The organism is Micromonospora sp. CNZ280, from assembly GCF_011759515.1.
Genome location: NZ_JAAOYP010000001.1, coordinates 1,348,643 through 1,366,161, shown reverse-complemented (window position 1 = coordinate 1,366,161; position 17,519 = coordinate 1,348,643). Strand labels below are relative to the sequence as shown.

At 74.1% G+C, this 17,519-nt stretch carries 16 protein-coding genes; 9 read left to right on the top strand and 7 right to left on the bottom strand.

The features are described from left to right. Positions 1–3 precede the first annotated feature (3 nt). A complete protein-coding gene (locus FHX32_RS06480) occupies positions 4–927 on the bottom strand; it encodes an RNA polymerase sigma-70 factor (protein ID WP_167179882.1) in 924 nt (307 codons plus the stop codon). Positions 928–1,000: 73 nt separating this feature from the next. Continuing rightward, positions 1,001–1,756 carry an SDR family oxidoreductase gene (locus FHX32_RS06475; protein WP_167179881.1) on the bottom strand — a complete coding sequence of 252 codons (756 nt, stop codon included), beginning with the start codon at positions 1,754–1,756 and terminating at the stop codon, positions 1,001–1,003. Positions 1,757–2,522: 766 nt separating this feature from the next. On the opposite strand from FHX32_RS06475, the gene FHX32_RS06470 reads away from it, so the two are divergent. From FHX32_RS06470 to FHX32_RS06435, 8 genes are all read left to right on the top strand, one after another. Beyond that, the gene (locus FHX32_RS06470) at positions 2,523–3,728 is read left to right on the top strand and encodes a substrate-binding domain-containing protein (protein ID WP_167179880.1); all 1,206 of its coding nucleotides are present in this window, start codon (positions 2,523–2,525) and stop codon (positions 3,726–3,728) included. A gap of 3 nt (positions 3,729–3,731) precedes the next feature. Continuing rightward, on the top strand, positions 3,732–4,475 hold the full coding sequence (locus FHX32_RS06465; protein WP_167179879.1) for an ABC transporter ATP-binding protein: 744 nt from the start codon (positions 3,732–3,734) through the stop codon (positions 4,473–4,475). Continuing rightward, positions 4,475–5,242, top strand: coding sequence for a branched-chain amino acid ABC transporter ATP-binding protein (locus tag FHX32_RS06460; protein WP_208417972.1), 768 nt, complete (start codon positions 4,475–4,477; stop codon positions 5,240–5,242). Before FHX32_RS06465 ends, FHX32_RS06460 begins: the two co-directional genes overlap by 1 nt. After that, positions 5,242–6,132 carry a branched-chain amino acid ABC transporter permease gene (locus tag FHX32_RS06455; protein ID WP_167179878.1) on the top strand — a complete coding sequence of 297 codons (891 nt, stop codon included), beginning with the start codon at positions 5,242–5,244 and terminating at the stop codon, positions 6,130–6,132. Before FHX32_RS06460 ends, FHX32_RS06455 begins: the two co-directional genes overlap by 1 nt. Then, on the top strand, positions 6,129–7,244 hold the full coding sequence (locus FHX32_RS06450) for a branched-chain amino acid ABC transporter permease (protein ID WP_167179877.1): 1,116 nt from the start codon (positions 6,129–6,131) through the stop codon (positions 7,242–7,244). Before FHX32_RS06455 ends, FHX32_RS06450 begins: the two co-directional genes overlap by 4 nt. Positions 7,245–7,365: 121 nt before the next feature. Next, positions 7,366–8,112, top strand: coding sequence for an SDR family oxidoreductase (locus FHX32_RS06445; RefSeq protein WP_167182314.1), 747 nt, complete (start codon positions 7,366–7,368; stop codon positions 8,110–8,112). Between the two features lie 245 nt (positions 8,113–8,357). After that, complete coding sequence (locus FHX32_RS06440) at positions 8,358–10,502, top strand: DEAD/DEAH box helicase (RefSeq protein WP_167179876.1); 2,145 nt, start codon at positions 8,358–8,360, stop codon at positions 10,500–10,502. Between the two features lie 237 nt (positions 10,503–10,739). Next, positions 10,740–11,693: a hypothetical protein gene (locus FHX32_RS06435; protein ID WP_167179875.1), complete on the top strand. Its 954-nt coding sequence runs from the start codon at positions 10,740–10,742 to the stop codon at positions 11,691–11,693. A gap of 13 nt (positions 11,694–11,706) precedes the next feature. Here FHX32_RS06435 and FHX32_RS06430 read toward each other — a convergent pair whose 3' ends face one another. The 3 genes from FHX32_RS06430 to FHX32_RS06420 all read right to left on the bottom strand — a co-directional run bounded on the left by FHX32_RS06430 (position 11,707) and on the right by FHX32_RS06420 (position 15,365). Then, positions 11,707–12,123, bottom strand: a complete 417-nt coding sequence (locus FHX32_RS06430; RefSeq protein WP_088997312.1) for a helix-turn-helix domain-containing protein — start codon at positions 12,121–12,123, stop codon at positions 11,707–11,709. A gap of 153 nt (positions 12,124–12,276) precedes the next feature. Then, entirely contained in the window at positions 12,277–13,557 is a 1,281-nt protein-coding gene (locus FHX32_RS06425) for a class I SAM-dependent methyltransferase (RefSeq protein WP_167179874.1), read from the bottom strand. A 152-nt stretch (positions 13,558–13,709) separates the two neighbouring features. Beyond that, positions 13,710–15,365: a DEAD/DEAH box helicase gene (locus tag FHX32_RS06420; RefSeq protein WP_167179873.1), complete on the bottom strand. Its 1,656-nt coding sequence runs from the start codon at positions 15,363–15,365 to the stop codon at positions 13,710–13,712. A gap of 325 nt (positions 15,366–15,690) precedes the next feature. Here FHX32_RS06420 and FHX32_RS06415 point away from each other — a divergent pair, with 325 nt between their 5' ends. After that, the gene (locus FHX32_RS06415) at positions 15,691–16,344 is read left to right on the top strand and encodes a ferritin-like fold-containing protein (protein ID WP_167179872.1); all 654 of its coding nucleotides are present in this window, start codon (positions 15,691–15,693) and stop codon (positions 16,342–16,344) included. 172 nt (positions 16,345–16,516) lie between these two features. Here the strand turns inward: FHX32_RS06415 and FHX32_RS06410 are convergent, their stop codons facing one another. After that, the gene (locus tag FHX32_RS06410) at positions 16,517–16,744 is read right to left on the bottom strand and encodes a DUF3107 domain-containing protein (RefSeq protein WP_088997316.1); all 228 of its coding nucleotides are present in this window, start codon (positions 16,742–16,744) and stop codon (positions 16,517–16,519) included. A 64-nt stretch (positions 16,745–16,808) separates the two neighbouring features. Next, a complete protein-coding gene (locus FHX32_RS06405; RefSeq protein ID WP_043965396.1) occupies positions 16,809–17,447 on the bottom strand; it encodes a TetR/AcrR family transcriptional regulator in 639 nt (212 codons plus the stop codon). Between the last annotated feature and the right edge of the window lie 72 nt (positions 17,448–17,519).

Sequence of the window (17,519 nt, the reverse complement as noted above, 5' to 3'; positions counted from 1 at the left end):
GTCTCAGCCGGCCGCGAACTGCCGCAGCTTGTCCGGGTTGACCACGATGAGCAGCAGCGAGATCCCCTGGTCCGTGGCGTCCAGGCAGACCACGGCCTCCGGCGTGCCGTCGGCGTTCGCCACCAGCAGCGCCGGGTCGCCGTTCGCCTCGACGACCCGGAAGTTCGAGGTGCGCCAGTACTTGCGCCAGACGTTGTCCAGCAGGTTCGTGACCCGGGCGGGCCCGTTGACGTCCTTGCGCGCGGCGGCCACCCGACCGCCGCCGTCGGAGCGGGCGACCACGTCCTCGGCGAGGAGCTGCTCCAACCGGGCCAGGTTCCCGTCCCGGGCCGCCGCGACGAACGTCTCGACCAGCCGCCGCCGCTCGCTGCGGGGCGCGGGGGCGGACCGATGCGAGACGAGGTGCCGGCGGGCCCGGCTGAGCAGTTGCCGAGCGTTCGCCTCGGTGATGTCGAGGACCTCGGCGACCTGCCGGTGCGAGTAGTCGAATGCCTCCCGCAGCACGTACGCGGCCCGCTCGCTCGGGGTGAGCCGCTCCAGCAGCAGCAGGACGGCGGCGTCCAGCGCCTCGGCCCGTTCAGCGCCGAGCGTCGGGTCCGCGCTGGTGTCCACCGGCTCCGGCAGCCACGGCCCCACGTACCGCTCGCGGAGCGCGCGTGCCGAGCCGGCGGCGTTGACGGCCAGCCGGGTGGTAGTGGTGGTCAGGAAGGCGGCCGCGTTGCGGACCTTCCGGCGGTCCGTCCCCTGCCAGCGCAGCCAGGCGTCCTGGACGACGTCCTCGGCCTCGGTGACGCTGGCCAGCATCCGGTAGGCGATGCCGAACAGGCGCGGACGGATGGCGAGGAACTCGGTGAGGTCGTCGGCCGTCACGGCCGAGCATCCGGGTGCGGCCGAGGTGCCGTCGGCGTCCGCTCGACCGCTCACCATGTGCCCAAACGTAGCGGGCGCCGCGGTGGGCCGGCGGAGGAGTCCGGCCCATCGCGTACGGCGCAGACCGGCGCTACGCCCGCTGGCCGGCCCGCTGGCGCCACTGCGCCACGGTCGTCGTACCTCTCCGCGCGCCGTCGGCGGTCACCAGGGAGCGGTCGTCCAGCCGGGCGCCGAAGTACCGCGCCTCGGGGTCGGTGACCACCTCCTTCGTGTCTCCCTGCGCGGCGAGGGTGGCCCGGCCCAGCTCGTCGAGCGGGATCTGCTCCGGTCCGCCGACCTCGACCACGCCGTTCACCGGCGCGCCGAGGCTGACCTCGGCGACCGTGCCGGAGACCTCGTCGGCCGCGATCGGCTGGATGAGCGCCGGGGAGAGGTGGACGGTGTCCCCGTCGGTCCCGGACGCGACGATGGCCGGGACGAACTCGATGAACTGCGTGGCCCGCACGATCGAGTACGGGATGTCGGCGGAGGTCACCAGCTTCTCCTGGGCGACCTTCGCCCGCATGTAACCGCTGTCCGGAATGCGGTCGCAGCCGACGATCGACAGGGCCACGTAGTGGGCCACGCCGGCCTCGGCCCCGGCGGCGAGCAGGGTACGGGTGGAGGTCTGGAAGAAGTCCAGCACCGCCGAGTCCTCGAACGACGGGGAGTTGGACACGTCGACGACGACGTCCGCGCCGGCCAGTGCCTCCTTGACGCCCTCACCGGTGAGGGTGTTGACGCCGGTCTTGGGCGACGCGGCGACCGCCTCGTGGCCCTGCCCCTCCAGGATGGCCACGACCTTGCTGCCGATGAGTCCGGTGCCGCCGATGACGACGATCTTCATGATCGATCTCTTCCCTTCCTGCTGCGGCATCTCACGCCGCAGTCAAGCACCTACGACCGGCCAGGGCGGCGATTCGTGACAACGGTCCGCCGGTAGTGAGCCGGCGCACCCGGTGGCAAGTGGCGTGCGCGCGAAGGACGCTGTCGAGCCGCCCCACGCACCGGACCATCGAGCTGCCGAGCCATCCCACCGGGCCGGGCGGCGCGGGCCGGACACCTCAAGATCGCGCTGTTTCGTTGTTGTGGTGGCCTCGGAGGCGGTGGGAGGCCACCACAACCGTGATCGAGCGCGGTCTTGCTGCTTCGTCGCCGGCCGGAAGCCAGCGACGGTCAGCGGGTCGTGCCCCGTCTGTGAGGGCAGCTCGACAGGACGTTATCGGGTGCCGGCCGGGGCGCCCGCAGGGTCGGCGCGCGGGCACCCGAAAGTGTGCGGAAGGCTCAGCTCGCGGTCGTGCGGCAGTGACAGCGCCGCCGGTCGGGTGGCGACTCGGCACACCCGGACGGCCGGCCCCGGCGGCGGGACGGGGCAGCGACGTACCGCGTTCGGTGGGGGTCGGTGGCGGGGTGCGACACATGCCCGGTTTCGGTCATGGCTACCGCGCCCATCGCGGCGGTACGCCGTCAGTGCCGCAGGTCGACAGCTGTCACGGTCGGCCACCCGACCCCTGTTACTTGTGTGTTTCGGCCACATAGCCCGTGCGTGACGTCACTTCTAGCGTGAGCCGACAAATGAGTTCCCTCCCTCCGAGTCCTCACGTGGAGTCGCAATGACGGTCCGGACGACGCGGCGGCTGCTCCTGTCCACCGCCACGATGATGGCCGCGGCGCTCGCCGCCACGGCCTGTGGCAGCCCGCAGGACACCGCCTCCGGTGGCGGCGACAGCGCCGCCCCGGTCAAGGTTGGCCTGGTCTACTCCCAGTCGGGAGCGCTGGCCAGCTACGGCAAGCAGTACATCGAGGGGTTCAAGGCCGGCCTCGACTTCGCCACCAAGGGCACCAACAAGGTCGGCGACCGGGCCATCGAGATCACCGAGGTCGACGACGCCGGCGACCCGGCGAAGGCGGTCTCCGCGGCCAAGGACCTGATCGGCAAGGGACACAAGATCATCGCCGGTTCGACGGCGTCCGGGGTGGCCCTGCAGGTCGCGCCGATCGCCGCGCAGAACAAGGTGCTGTTCATCTCCGGGCCGGCCGCGACCGACGCGGTGACCGGCGCGAACAAGTACACCTTCCGGTCCGGCCGGCAGTCGTACCAGGACGTGCTGACCGCGAAGTCGTTCATCGGCGACCCGGCCGGCAGGAAGGTCGTGGTCTTCGCCCAGGACGGCGCCTTCGGCGACGCCAACGAGGCGGCCGTGAAGACCGTCATCGGCGGCGCCGGCGCGACCGTCAGCAGCGTCCGGGCCCCGGCCAGCGCCACCGAGTTCACCCCGTTCGCCAGCCAGATCAAGGCCGCCAAGCCGGACCTGCTCTTCGTCGCCTGGGCCGGCACCACCGCCCCGGCCATGTGGCAGACCCTCGACCAGCAGGGCGTGCTCTCCTCGACCACGGTCGTCACCGGCCTGGACATCCGCGCCAGCTGGCCGACCTTCGGCGCCGCCGGCAGCAAGATCTCGTTCCTGTCGCACTACTTCGACGGGGCCACCGACAACGAGGCCACCAAGGCCGCCAAGGCCAAGATTCCGGGTGGCACGCTCGACCTGTTCCACCCGGACGGCTTCGCCGCCGCGCAGATGGTCGTCCGCGCCGTGCAGGAGGGTGGCGACGACGTCGAGAAGATGATCACCGCGCTGGAGGGCTGGAGCTTCGACGGCGTGAAGGGCAAGATGACCATCCGCGCCGAGGACCACGCCCTGCTCCAGCCGATGTTCCAGGCCAAGCTGACCGGCAGCGGCAGCACCTTCACGGCCACCGCGCAGAAGAGCCTCACCGGCGACGAGAGCGCGCCGCCGGCCGTGGCGATGAAGGGCTGAACCATGCTCGCCACCCGCGGTCTGACCTGGCGGATCGGTGAGGTCGCCATCGTCGACAGCGTCTACCTCGACCTGGCGCCCGGGGAGTTCCTGGGCGTCATCGGGCCGAACGGTGCCGGCAAGACCTCACTGTTCAACCTGATCACCGGCCTGCGCCGGGCCACGGAAGGACGAGTCACCCTCGACGGGCAGGACATCTCGTCCCTGCCGCCGCACCGGCGGGCCCGTCTCGGACTGGGCCGTACCTTCCAGGCGTCCTCGGTCTTCGGCTCGCTCAGCGTGCGGGAGAACGTGCGGCTCGCCGTACAGGCGCACCGCGGGGGCTCGATGAAGCTGTGGCGGCGGGCGGCGGCCGACCGGGAGGTGGCCGCCGCCGCCGACGCGGCGCTGGAGCGCGTCGGCCTCGCCCACCGGGGCGCGGCGCTGGCCGGCACGCTGGCCCACGGCGAGAAGCGCAAGCTGGAGATCGCGCTGCTGCTGGCTGGCGAGCCGCGGGTGATGCTGCTCGACGAGCCGATGGCCGGGGTCAGCGCCGAGGACGTGCCGGAGCTGGTCGCGGTGATCCGCTCGCTGACCGGCGACAGCGGCCGGTCGGTGCTGATGGTGGAGCACCACATGGACGTGATCCTGGAGCTGGCCGACCGGATCGCCGTGATGCACCACGGCGCCCTGCTGGCCTGCGACACCCCGGAGACGGTGATGGCCAACCCCACCGTGCAAGAGGCCTACCTGGGGGAGTCGCTCTGATGGAACCCATCCTCGACGTGGAGAACCTGTCGGTCCGGATCGCCGGGCTGCACATCCTGCAAGGGGTGTCGTTCACCGTCGCCCCGACCGGCGTCACCGTGCTGCTCGGCCGCAACGGGGTCGGCAAGACCACCACCCTGCGCGCCATCGTCGGCCTCACCCCGCGCGGTGGGGAGGTACGCGGCACCATCCGGATGGGCGCGCAGAGCCTGCTGGCCCGGCCGACCCACCGGCTGGTCCGCGGCGGGCTCGGCTACGTGCCCGAGGACCGGTGCGTCTTCGCCGGGCTCACCGTGGCGGAGAACCTGCGGCTGGCCGAACGGCGCGGCACCACCCCGGCGTACGACAAGGTGTACGCGCTCTTCCCCGAGCTGGACCGGCGGGGCCGGCAGCGCGCCGGTTCGCTCTCCGGCGGGCAGCAGCAGATGCTCGCCATCGGCCGGGTGCTGCTCAACGACAACCGACTGCTGCTGGTCGACGAGCCGACCAAGGGGTTGGCGCCGAAGGTGGTGACCGAGGTGGCCGAGGTGCTGGAACGGGTCGCCGAGTCCGTGCCGGTGCTGCTCGTCGAGCAGAACCTGGCGGTGGTCCGGCGGCTGGCCCGGGACGCGGTGGTGCTCGCCGCCGGCCAGGTGGCCTGGGCCGGGGACGCGCAGCAGTTGCTGCTGGAAACCGCGCTGACCAAGTCGCTGCTCGGCGTGGGCTCCGCGGAGGGGCACGCGTCGGCCGCGTCCGGTGGGCCGGCCGGGGGGAAGGACGCGCACTGATGGACACCATCGTCCTGCTGACGCTGACCGGGCTCGGCCTGGCGGCGCTCTACTTCCTGGTCGCCTCCGGGCTCTCGCTGGTCTTCGGCCTGGCCGACGTGCTCAACTTCGCGCACGGGCTGTTCCTCGGCGTCGGCGCGTACGCCACCTGGTGGGCGGCGGGCAACCTGCCCGGAGCCGGCGGGGACGGTTTCGGCTTCCTGGTCGCGGTCGCCTTCGGGGTGGCTGCCGGCACGCTGGTGGCGGTGCTGGTCGAGTTGGTGCTGATCCGCCCGCTCTACTCCCGCACCATCGAGCAGGTGCTGGTCACCGTCGGCCTGTCGCTGGCCGGGGTGGCGCTGCTCCAGGCCACCTGGGGCGCCGACGCCCGGCCGTTCCCGCGCCCCGACTGGACCCGGGAGGTGACCGGCATCCTCGGCGCGCAGGTGCCCAACGGCGGCCTGCTGCTGATCATCGCCGCGGTGGTGGTGCTCGGCGCGATCCTGGCCTTCCTCCGCTGGACCCGGTACGGCCTGGTGATCCGGGCCGGCGTGGAGAACCGGGAGATGGTGACCGCGCTCGGCATCGACGTGCGTAAGGCGTTCACCCTGGTCTTCGCGACCGGCGGGGCGGCCGCGGCACTGGCCGGCGCGCTCGGTGGCGTCTACTTCGGCACCGTCTCGCCGGGCCAGGGCGGCTCGCTGCTGATCTTCGCGTTCATCGTGGTGGTGATCGGCGGGATGGGCTCGGTGGTCGGGTCCGCGTACGCGGCGGTCGCGGTCGGCCTGCTGCAACAGTTCGTGAACTACTACGGCACCTCCGGGCTGGGCGACATCTGCGTGGTCGCGCTGCTGGCCGTGGTGCTGCTGCTGCGCCCGCAGGGCATTGCCGGAAAGGTGGCAACGGCATGACCGAGGTCAAGAGTCCCGAGGTTCCGGCGCCGCCGGCGGTGCCCGCCGAACTGACGCCGGACACCGGCCGGTGGCACCGGGTCCGCCCGTTCCTGCCGCTGGTCGCGCTGGTGGTCGCGCTGATCCTGCCGTACTCGACCGTGCACCTGCCGGGCATCTTCGAGGGCCCGCTGAACTCGCCCGGTACCCTGCAACTGCTCGCCGTGTGCCTGGTCTTCGGCGGCCTGGCGGCCGGCTACGACCTGCTCTTCGGCCGCACCGGCATGCTCTCCTTCGGGCACGCGCTCTACTTCGCCGCCGGCGTCTACGGCACCGACATCCTGGTCACCAAGGCCGGACTGTCGCTGTGGCAGGCCGCGCTGCTGACCATCACCGGCGGCACGATTCTCGCCGCGCTGCTCGGCGCCGTCGCGCTGCGTACCGTCGGGATCGCGTTCGCCATGGTGACGCTGGCGTTCGCCCAGGTCGGCGCGATCCTGGTGGCTCGGGACTTCGGCGGGCTCACCGGCGGCGAGGAAGGGCTGCCGCTGGACGTCGCCGGCGTGCCCCCGGCGCTGGTCGGGGTGGCCAACACTGTCAACCTCTACTGGTTGGCGCTGGCCTACCTGGTCGTGGTGATCTTCGTGGTGCACCGGGTGAGTGGCTCGCCGACCGGGCGGGTGCTCGCCGGCCTGCGCGACGACGAGCGGCGGATCGGGGTGCTCGGGCTCGACCCGTACCGGTTCAAGCTGGTGGCGTTCACCCTGGCCGGCGGGCTGGCCTCGGCCGGGGGCGTGGTCTACTGCCTGATCGTCGGCGGCGCCTCGCCGCACATCACCTCTTCCGAGCTGACCCTGTCGCTGCTGGTCATGGTGGTGCTCGGTGGGCCCGGCACCCGGTGGGGCCCGGTGCTCGGCGGCATCCTCTACATGTACCTGGACCACCGGCTGGTCGCGTTCGGCACCAGCGACGCGGTGGACGCCCTGCCCGGGATCCTCAGCCGCCCCCTGTCCCAGCCGCTCTTCGTCCTCGGCACCGTCTTCATCCTGGCCGTCTACTTCTTCCCCGGCGGCCTGGCCAGTCTCGCCCCCCGCCTCACCCACCTCCGCAACACCCTCCGCCCCCACCCCTGACCCCCACCCGGGCGCCCTCGGGCTGACCCCGTTGATCATGAAGTTATTGTCGCGACACGCCGATGGCGGTGACGCTAACTTCATGATCGACGGGGTCTTCTCGCGGGAGGGGCGGTGCGGTATGGGTGAGCGGTTGGCCGTGGTTAGTGGTGGGGGGACCGGGATCGGGGCGGCTGTCGCGCTCGGGCTCGCCAAGGACGGGTGTGAGGTTCTGATCGTGGGGCGGCGCGGTGATGTGCTGCTGGCCACGGCCGAGCGCCTCGACGCCGAGTGCGGGCGGGCGGGGGCGGTGCGCGCGGTCAGCGCCGACCTGACCGATCCGGAGCAGCTCGACCGGGTGGTCGAGGCGGTCGCCGGGCGGCCGGTCGACGTGGTGGTCAACAACGCCGGCGGCTATCTGGGCGGGAACACCAGCACGCTCGCCGGCACCGCCGCGCACTGGCGGGCCAACCTGGACGCCAACGTGCTCACCGCCGTGCTGCTCACCGAGGCGCTGCGGCCGGCCCTGCGTCGCCCCGGCGGCCGGGTGATCCTGGTCAGCTCGATCGCCGCCCAGCGGGGCGGCGGCGGGGCGTACTCGGCGGCGAAGGCGGCGCTGCACGGCTGGGCGTACGACCTGGCCGGGGAACTCGGCCCGGAACAGATCACGGTCAACGTGGTCAGCCCCGGCTACGTGGCCGAGACGGAGTTCTTCGGAGACCGGATGACCCCGGAGGGACACGCGAAGCGGGTGGCGGCGACGCTGGTCGGGCGGGCCGGCGTACCGGACGACATCGCCGAGGCCGTCCGCTACCTGGCCGGCCCGGCCGCCGGCTACGTCACCGGGCAGGTGCTCGGCGTCAACGGCGGCTCCGTGCTCGGCCGCTGACCGCCGAACGCGACCGGGTGCCGCGGCTCTCCGTGCGGCCGCGGCACCCGGTGGACGCGTCGACGCTCAGCTGTTGAGCATCTGGTACGCCAGCTTCGGCGCCGGCTGCGCCGCGTCGCCGCTGGGCGCGGCGAGCTTCGGTGCCGAGCGTCCCCCGCGCCTGAACGGACGCCACCGGCCGGACCGTGACCGGAGACTCCCGCGCGAACCGGGGCGTCGTCACCCGCCGCTGGTAGAAATGCCGGATGAGCCAGGATCGGGCGGCGGTACGGGAACGGGCCGAGGCGGTGCTGCGGCGACTGGCCGGCGAGCACGCCCGGCTCCGCGAGGACCAGTGGCGGGCCATCGAGGCGCTGGTGGTCGACCGGCGGCGGGTGCTCTGCGTGCAGCGCACCGGATGGGGCAAGTCGGCCGTCTACTTCGTGGCCACCGCCCTGCTGCGGCAGACCGACGGCTCTGCCGCCGGCCCGGCCGCCGGGCCGCTGACCGGGCCGACGGTGATCGTCTCGCCGCTGCTGGCGCTGATGCGCAACCAGGTCGAGTCGGCCGCCCGGGCCGGCATCCGGGCCCGGACCATCAACTCCGCCAACCTGGACGAGTGGGACGAGATCACCGCCGAGATCCACGCCGGCGCGGTCGACGTGCTGCTGATCAGCCCGGAGCGGCTGAACAACCCCGACTTCCGGGACACCGTGCTGCCCAAGCTGGCCGCGACCACCGGGCTGCTGGTGGTGGACGAGGCACACTGCGTCTCGGACTGGGGGCACGACTTCCGGCCCGACTACCGGCGGCTGCGTACCTTCCTCGGCAACCTGCCCGACGGCACGCCGGTGCTGGCCACCACCGCCACCGCCAACGCCCGGGTCACCGCCGACGTCGCCGAGCAGCTGGGCGACGCGCTGGTGCTGCGCGGCACCCTGGACCGGGAGTCGCTGCGGCTCGGCGTGGTCGAGCTGCCCGGCCCGGCGCACCGGCTGGCCTGGCTCGCCGACCACCTGGACCGGCTGCCCGGCTCCGGCATCGTCTACACGCTCACCGTGGCCGCGGCGGGGGAGACCGCCGAGTTCCTCCGCGCGCGCGGCTACCCGGTCGCCGCGTACACCGGGCAGGCCGACGACGCGGACCGGCGGGCGGCCGAGCAGGACCTGCTGGACAACAAGATCAAGGCGCTGGTCGCCACCAGCGCGTTGGGCATGGGCTTCGACAAGCCGGATCTCGGCTTCGTGGTGCACCTCGGCGCACCGCCCTCACCGATCGCGTACTACCAGCAGGTCGGCCGGGCGGGCCGGGCCGTCGAGCACGCCGAGGTGCTGCTGCTGCCCGGGCCCGAGGACGCCGCCATCTGGCGGTACTTCGCCTCGCTCGCCTTCCCGCCGGAGGAGCAGGTCCGGGCGGTGCTGGCCGCGCTGCACACCGACCGGCCGCTCTCCACCCAGGCCCTGGAACCGATCGTCGACCTGCGCCGGGCCCGGCTGGAACTGATGCTCAAGGTGCTCGACGTGGACGGCGCGGTGCGCCGGGTCCGCGGCGGCTGGCTGGCCACCGGCGAGCCGTGGGTCTACGACGAGGCCCGGTTGCGCCGCGTCGCCGCCGCGCGCACCGCCGAGCAGCAGGCCATGCGGGAGTACGCGACCACGCCCGACTGCCGGATGCGCTACCTGCGGGAGTGCCTGGACGACACCGGGGCGGCCGACTGCGGCCGGTGCGACCGATGCGCCGGGCCGCTGTTCCCGCCCGCGGTGTCCGACGCAGCGCTGGCCGCCGCGCAGACCTTCCTCGGCCGGCCCGGCGTGGAGCTCCCGCCGAAGAAGCTCTGGCCGACCGGGCTGGACGCGGTTGGCGTACCGCTGAAGGGGCGGATCGCCCCCGGCGAGCAGGCGCTGCCCGGCCGCGCCGTCGGCCGCCTCTCCGACCTGGGCTGGGGCGGGCGGCTGCGCGGCCTGGTCGGGCCCGAGGCGGCCGACGACCCGGTGCCGGACGACGTGGTCGCCGCCGTGGTCGAGGTGCTCAAGGCCTGGGCGCACGGCGACGACCCCTGGCCGCGCCGCCCGGCCGGCGTGGTCGCGGTCGGCTCGCGTCGTCGGCCCCGGCTGGTCGGCTCGCTGGCCGAGCGGATCGCCACGGTCGGGCGGCTGCCGCTGCTCGGGCAGGTGACGGCGGCCGGTCCGGTGGGCGGGCCGCGCGGCAACAGCGCGCAGCGGGTACGCGCCCTGCACGGCGCGATCACCGTGCCGGACGACCTGGCGGCGGCCCTGGCCGGGCTGGACGGGCCGGTGCTGCTCGTCGACGACCTGGTCGACTCCGGCTGGACGATGACCATGGCCGCCCGCGAACTGCGCCGGGCCGGCGCCCCCGACGTGCTCCCGCTCGCCCTGGCCGTCGCCGGCTGACGCCGGCTCGCCCGTGGTGGCCGGTTGACGGTTGCTCGCCGTCCGGCTGAAGCCACCCGTGCCCTCGCCGGCTGACGGCCGCCCGCCCGTGCCGTCGCTGGCACGGCTCCCCGGTCCGGGTGGTCAGTCGCTGGCGGCGCTGGCGGGAAAGTTCCCGGGCGGGGCGGATTGCGACGGGCGCCACCCCGCGCCGCCACCTGGCCGATCGTCGCTGGTCGCGCCGGTAGCGTGGGCGCCATGACCGAGCCGCAGCCCGGGTCGCCGGCGGTGCCCGAGCGGGACGCCGCCCGTCCCGACGAAAGCACCGTGCGGCTGGCGCTGGTGGTCGGCGGGCTGGTGCTGGCCGTCCTGCTCGGCTTCGGTCTGGGCCGGATCAACGGCGACGGGTCGCCGGCCGGCACCGGGCTGGACAGCGCGCTCGCCGACCACATCCACTCCCCGGGCACCGGGGCGCACGAGCACGGCGCGGACCAGAGCGCAGCGGCCGAGGCGGCCGGGCTGGCGGTCACCGCGTCCGGTTACACGCTGACCCCGCTGAGCGGGGAGTTCACCGCCGGCAGGGAGGGCGAACTGCGCTTCCAGGTACGCGACGCGCAGCGGCGGGCGGTCACCCGGTTCGCGGTGGTGCACGAGAAGCCGATGCACCTGATCGTGGTCCGCCGCGACCTCACCGGATATCAGCACCTGCACCCGGCCATGGCGGCCGACGGCACCTGGTCGGTGCCGCTGACCCTGCCGCGGGCCGGCGTCTGGCGGGCGTACGCCGACTTCACCGCCGTCGCCGACGACGGTCAGCAGGTCCCGCTGACCCTCGGGGCGGACCTGGTCGCGTCCGGCGAGTACGCCCCGCGGCCGCTGCCCGCGCCGGCTGCCTCCGCCACCGTCGACGGGTTCACCGTCGGCGTCGAGGGCACCCCGCAGGCCGGGCTCACCGTGCCGCTGACCTTCCGGATCACCGCCCCCGGCGGCGGCACTCCCGATCTGGAGCGCTACCTCGGCGCGTACGGGCACCTGGTGGCGCTGCGCGAGGGGGACCTCGGTTACCTGCACGTCCACCCGGAGCCGGAACTGGTCGACGGCGCGGTGCGCTTCTGGCTGACCACGCCCGGCCCCGGCCGGTACCGGCTCTACCTCGACTTCCAGGTGGCCGGCGAGGTACGCACCGCCGAGTTCACCGTCACCGTCCCCTGACGGCGGCGCGGGCTCAGCCGGCGCGGCGGATCGGGCGGCGGGCGAGGTAGCGCAGCAGGTCGCGGATGTGGTGCTTCTCCTCGACCGGCACGGTCGGGTCGGCCAGCCGTTGCAGGATCACCCGGACGTCGGCCTCCACCGGGCCGTCGTCGGTGCGGCGGCGCGGGGCGGGACCGGCGTCGGGCAGCCCGAGGGCGCGGAACGCGGCGGCGACCGGTAGGTCGAGCGCGGCGCAGAAGCCGCGGACCTTGGCCAGTTCGGGGTAGTCCTGCCAGTCGCCGGCCAGCCAACGGAAGACGGTCGAGCGGCCCACGCCGGTGTGGGCGGCCAGGTCCGTGACGGTCCACCCGCGTTCCTCGCGGGCGTCGTCGATGGCACGCCGCACGAAACGTGCGAACGCCATCTGTGGCGATACGTCTGCCGCACCCATTCCTGCGGGCTCTCTCCTCCCGACCGGCGCCGACGGTGCGCCTCCGAGGGTAGTACGGCCCGGCGCGGAAACAATTGACTGATCGACCAGACCGTCCCGCCGGCGGGACTTCTCTCGGATCGAGGGCCGGTGCGAGCGCGGCCTCGGGCCGTCCTACGCCGTGTCCGCCGACGTCCCGGCCGTGTCCGCGGTCGTCCCGGCCGGCGTGTTCGCGGTCGTCCCGGCCGGCGTGTCCACCGGGATGGTGTCAGCCGGGGTTCCGGCGGGCGTGCCGGCGGTCGTCCTGGCCGGGGCCGCCGCGAGCAGGGCCTCCAGCCGTGGGGTGACCGCCCACTGGTCGACCAGTGCCCGGTAGTCGGCGCGCTGCGGCCCGGTCGGCTCGGCGCCGGAGCGCCGGGCGCGGATCAGCAGGTTGCGCGGGGTGTGTCGGGAGTCGACGAACTCCACCACCTCGGCCCGGTAGCCGTGCAGCCGCAGCAGCCCGGCGCGCAGCGCGTCGGTGAGGACGTCCGCGAAGCGCTCGCGCAGGATGCCCTGCCGGGTCAGCAGCTCGTACGGCGCCGGGGCCGGCCGGGCGCGCAGCTGGGCCGCGATGTCGTGGTGGCAGCAGGGGGCGGCGAGCACCCAGCGGGCCCGCCAGCGCACCGCCCGGGCCAGCGCCTCGTCGGTGGCGGTGTCGCAGGCGTGCAGCGCCAGCACCAGGTCGGGGGTGGGCTCGACCACCGCGTCGGCGATGGTGCCGGCCACGAAGCTGACCCGGTCGGCCCAGCCGAGCCGCTCGGCCAGCTCGGTGTTGCGCCGGCGCTGGTCCTCCCGGACGTCCACCCCGACCAGCTCGACGTCCAGCCCGCGCTGGGCCAGGTAGTGGTACGCCGCGAAGGTCAGGTACGCGTTTCCGCAGCCCAGGTCGACCACCCGCAGCGGGCCGGTCAGCTCGTCCGGCAGGGTGGCCGCCAGGGCCCGCAGGAACGCGTCCACCTGACGCCGCTTCGCCGCCGAGCCGCCGATCTCGGCGAAGATCGGATCGCCCGGGTCGAGCAGGTACTCCTTGGCCCGGTCGTGCCCGGTCGGCTCAACCGTCGGCCGGGTCGCCGCCGACCGGTGCACCTGCGCCTCGCCGGACTTGGTCACCCGCAGTTGCAGGGTCGCCTCGGCCGTCTCCACGTGCCAGTTGCCGAACGGCTCGGCCAGCAGCGCGTCCACCGCCGCGGCCGCCTCCGGGCCGGGGGCGACGTTGCGGGTGTACGGCCGGGCCCCGTCCGAGGTCGAGATCTGCAACCGCGGGCCGGCCTTCAGCGCCACCGGGCGCAGCTCGGCCCGGACCACCGAGGGTCGCTGGCCGCGGCGGCGTCCGGCGGCGACCGCCCGGGTCAGCGCGGGGTCGAGCAACAGTGACCGCACCTCGGTCAGGGCGGCGTCCAGCGGTTCCGGCATTGCTCCATCTTCCAGGTCGGGCCCGGCCCGAATCGGGTGCGGCGGCAGGGATCATGGCCGCGCCTGGTGCGGTCGCGGAAGGGGTCTCGGTGGTCCTCAGCCGGACGTCCCCGCACCGGAGCCCGGTACGGGGACGTCGGATGGTGCGTGCGTCAGTCGGCGGTCGCCTCGGCCGGCGTACCGGCGGCGGAGCCACCGCCAACACGGCGGCGCCGGCGGCGGCGCGGCTTCGGGGCGTCGCCCTCGGCGGCGGCCGGGGCGTCGGCGGCCTCGGCGCTGATCACCGCGGTCGGCTCACCGGCGACCACCTCGCCGGCCCGGCGGCGCCGGCGGCGGCGCGGGGTGCGGGTGGCCTCCTCGGTGGCGCCTTCGGCCGCGGGCTCGTCGGTGTCCGGCCCGGTGGTCGACTCGCCGCGGCCGCGGTGGCGCTCCCGGCCGCGGCCCTCGCCGCGCCGGCCACCCCGGCCCTCGCCCCGGCGCGACCGGCCGCCGCCGAGGTCCTCCTCGACCTCGGCCGACAGCCCGGCCCGGGTGCGCTCCGCGGTGGGCAGCGTGCCGGTGATGTCGCGTGAGATGTCCAGGTCGGTGTAGAGGTGCGGGGACGTGTGGTAGGTCTCCGGCGGCTCCGGCATGTCCAGGCCCAGCGTCTTGTCGATGATCCGCCAGCGGGGCATGTCGTCCCAGTCGACGAAGGTCACCGCGACACCGGTCGCGCCGGCCCGGCCGGTGCGCCCGATGCGGTGCGTGTAGGTGTCCTGGTCCTCGGGGCAGTCGTAGTTGATGACGTGGGTGACGCCGCTGACGTCGATGCCGCGGGCGGCCACGTCGGTGGCGACCAGCGTGTCGATCTTGCCGGCCCGGAACGCCCGGAGCGCCCGCTCCCGCGCGCCCTGCCCGAGGTCGCCGTGCACGGCGGCCACCGCGAAGCCGCGGAAGTCGAGGTCCTCGGCGACCCGGTCGGCGGCCCGCTTGGTACGGGTGAAGATCATGGTCAGTCCGCGACCCTCGGCCTGCAGGATCCGCGCCACGATCTCGATCTTGTTGAGCGAGTGGGTGCGGTAGGCCAGCTGCTGGGTCTGCGGCGACGGCCCGGTCTCGGCGGTGTGGCCGGCGTGGATCGTCACCGGGTGGCGCAGGAAGCGCCGGGAGAGGGCGACGATCGGGTCCGGCATGGTGGCCGAGAAGAGCATGGTCTGCCGGTCCTCCGGCAGCATCGCGAGGATCTTCTCGACGTCGTCCAGGAAGCCCAGGTCGAGCATCCGGTCGGCCTCGTCGAGCACCAGCGCGTGCACCCGGTCGAGTCGCAGGTGCTTCTGCTTGGCCAGGTCGAGCAGCCGGCCGGGCGTACCGACCAGGATCTCCACGCCCTTGCGCAGGGCGTCGATCTGCGGCTCGTACGCGACGCCGCCGTAGATCGGCAGCACCCGGACGCCCCGGGTGCGGCCCGCGGCGGCCAGGTCCTTGGCGACCTGGAGGCCCAGCTCGCGGGTGGGTACGACGACCAGCGCCTGGGGCAGGCCGTCCTCGCCGCCCTCGCCCGGGGCGAAGACCCGCTCCAGCAGCGGAACGCCGAAGCCGAGGGTCTTGCCGGTGCCGGTGGGCGCCTGGCCGATCAGGTCGCTGCCGCGCAGCGCGATCGGCAGCGCGTACTCCTGGATCGCGAAGGCGCGGGTGATGCCCGAGGCGGCCAGCGCGTCGACGGTCTCCTGACGCGCGCCGAGCTGGGCGAAGGTGGGAGCCTCCGGGCGTACCGGAGCGGTGGGGGCCAGTTCCTGGCCGTCCATGAGGTCTTGGGTCAGCTCGCTCATATGGATTTGGGGGTGCCCTCTCGTGGGTGCGCCCCGTCATGTCCTCAGGGCGCGATCGGTATGGCGCGGGCCACACGGTCGGGGGCGGCAGACTGCCGAGCCGGACCGGGCCGCACGCGCGCCGCGGGTCGGACTGCGACCGGATCGAAGGCCGGCCGGATGGGCGCCCGCGGCAACTGCTACATCTTACCTGAACCGCCTGGACCCCGTCCTGATTCCGGTTGGCGCCCTCGCGCCCGGGGGCAAGCGATGTGACCCAGGTCACTGTCGAGGTGGTCGTCCGAGGCGTCCCCCACGGGGCGTCGGCGGGCGGTAGCCTGCGCTCGTGTCCGCCCCCGCCCCGCCCGGCCCCGCCGTCGTCGACCTGCTCGGCCTGGTGGCCCTCGGCGAGCTGCTCGCCTTCGAACGGATGGCCGCCGACGCGCGGCTCGCCCCCGACCTGCGCCGTCGGGCGGCGCTGGGCGAGATGGCGGCCGCCGAGATCGGCAACTACCGGCGGCTGGCCGACCGGCTCACCACGCTCGGCGTGCTGCCCGACGACGCCATGGCCCCGTACGTCGCGCCGTTGCAGGCGTACCACGACTCGACCGAGCCGCGGGACTGGGCCGAGGCGGTCACCAAGGCGTACGTCGGCGACGCGATCACTGACGACTTCCTGCGCGAGATCGCGGTGGCGCTGGCCGAGCCGGACCGTCAGCTCGTCCTCGACGTGCTGCACGAGTCGCGCTACGCCGAGTTCGCCGCCGCCGAGATCCGGGCCGCGATCGAGCTGGACCCGCGGGTGGCCGGCCGGCTCTCGATGTGGGCGCGGCGGCTGGTGGGCGAGGCGCTGTCGCAGGCCGGCCGGGTGGCCGCGGCCGACCGGGGCGCGCTCACCGCGCTGATCGCCCAGGGCGACCAGGTGGACGTGCAGGCGCTGTTCCGCCGGCTGACCGCCGCGCACACCGAGCGGATGGCCGCGGCGGGCCTGAACAACTAGCACACCGACCCACCCGCTCGGGACGGCGTCGCGTGCCTGCTCGGGGAGGTGGCCTCGCTGAGTGGCGCGCCGGGCGGAAGCTGGTGGCGTACTCGCCGGATGCCGCCTCGGGGTGGTGCCGCGTGGTCCGCGGCAGGTGCGCGGGGTCACCTGCCGCGGACGGAGGGCCCGCTCAGCGGACGGTGAACCCGACCGCGCGCGGCGACGCCTCGGCGATCTCCACGTAGGCGACCTTGTCGACCGGGACGACGACCCGCCGGCCCTTCTCGTCGGTCAGGGACAGCGTGCCGGTGTTCTTCGCGATGGCGTCGGTCACGATCTGCTCGATCTCGGCCGGCGACTGCGCGCTCTCCAGAACCAGCTCGCGCGGCGCGTACTGCACGCCGATCTTGACCTCCACGGTGCCTCCTCAACTGGGGCGAAAAAGCCGCCGTGCGAAGGCTATCCGATCTCGGGGGTGGCGGTCAGGCTGACTCACCTTGCAGCGGGAAGCTGGCGATGCCGCGCCAGGACAGCGCCGCCACCAACGCCTCGGCCTCGGCCTTGGGCACCTGCCGGCCGCCGGCCAGCCAGAACTGCGCGGCGGTCTCGGCGGCGCCGACCAGGCCCGAGGCCAGCAGCTCGGCGTGCGCCCGGCTCACCCCGGTGTCCGAGATGATGGTGTCGGTGATCGCCGCGATGCAGCCCTGCTCGACCCGCTCCACCCGCTGCCGTACGGCCGGGTCGTTGCGCAGGTCGGACTCGAAGACCAGCCGGAACGCCTCGCTCTCGTGGTCGACGAAGTCGAAGTACGCGCGGACCGAGGCGCTGACCCGTTCCTTGTTGTCGTTGGTGCCGCGCATGGCGTCGTGCACCTTGGCCACGATCGCGTCGCAGTGGGTGTCGAGCAGCGCGAGGTACAGCTCCATCTTGCCCGGGAAGTGCTGGTAGAGCACCGGCTTGGAGACCCCCGCCCGCTCGGCGATGTCGTCCATCGCGGCAGCGTGGTAGCCCTGTGCGACGAACACCTCCTGGGCAGCGGCGAGCAACTGCTTGCGACGCGCGGACCGGGGTAGGCGCGTGGGCCGGCCGGCGGTCTGGGCGCCGTTCCCCACAGCGGTCATGGGAACCTCCGAGTTTCCTGTGTACGAGCCGGCACTTTTCCCCCGAACCGGTCCGGGCTCGTGACCCGTCGC

Excerpts from the sequence above, each read along its gene's own strand:
- FHX32_RS06460 (WP_208417972.1), top strand. The coding sequence starts at position 4,475 with ATGGAACCCATCCTCGACGTGGAGAACCTGTCGGTCCGGATCGCCGGG.
- FHX32_RS06465 (WP_167179879.1), top strand. The coding sequence starts at position 3,732 with ATGCTCGCCACCCGCGGTCTGACCTGGCGGATCGGTGAGGTCGCCATC.
- FHX32_RS06440 (WP_167179876.1), top strand. The coding sequence starts at position 8,358 with ATGAGCCAGGATCGGGCGGCGGTACGGGAACGGGCCGAGGCGGTGCTG.
- FHX32_RS06450 (WP_167179877.1), top strand. The coding sequence starts at position 6,129 with ATGACCGAGGTCAAGAGTCCCGAGGTTCCGGCGCCGCCGGCGGTGCCC.
- FHX32_RS06445 (WP_167182314.1), top strand. The coding sequence starts at position 7,366 with ATGGGTGAGCGGTTGGCCGTGGTTAGTGGTGGGGGGACCGGGATCGGG.
- FHX32_RS06435 (WP_167179875.1), top strand. The coding sequence starts at position 10,740 with ATGACCGAGCCGCAGCCCGGGTCGCCGGCGGTGCCCGAGCGGGACGCC.
- FHX32_RS06430 (WP_088997312.1), bottom strand. The coding sequence starts at position 12,123 with ATGGGTGCGGCAGACGTATCGCCACAGATGGCGTTCGCACGTTTCGTG.
- FHX32_RS06405 (WP_043965396.1), bottom strand. The coding sequence starts at position 17,447 with ATGACCGCTGTGGGGAACGGCGCCCAGACCGCCGGCCGGCCCACGCGC.
- FHX32_RS06420 (WP_167179873.1), bottom strand. The coding sequence starts at position 15,365 with ATGAGCGAGCTGACCCAAGACCTCATGGACGGCCAGGAACTGGCCCCC.
- FHX32_RS06475 (WP_167179881.1), bottom strand. The coding sequence starts at position 1,756 with ATGAAGATCGTCGTCATCGGCGGCACCGGACTCATCGGCAGCAAGGTC.
- FHX32_RS06425 (WP_167179874.1), bottom strand. The coding sequence starts at position 13,557 with ATGCCGGAACCGCTGGACGCCGCCCTGACCGAGGTGCGGTCACTGTTG.
- FHX32_RS06470 (WP_167179880.1), top strand. The coding sequence starts at position 2,523 with ATGACGGTCCGGACGACGCGGCGGCTGCTCCTGTCCACCGCCACGATG.
- FHX32_RS06455 (WP_167179878.1), top strand. The coding sequence starts at position 5,242 with ATGGACACCATCGTCCTGCTGACGCTGACCGGGCTCGGCCTGGCGGCG.
- FHX32_RS06480 (WP_167179882.1), bottom strand. The coding sequence starts at position 927 with ATGGTGAGCGGTCGAGCGGACGCCGACGGCACCTCGGCCGCACCCGGA.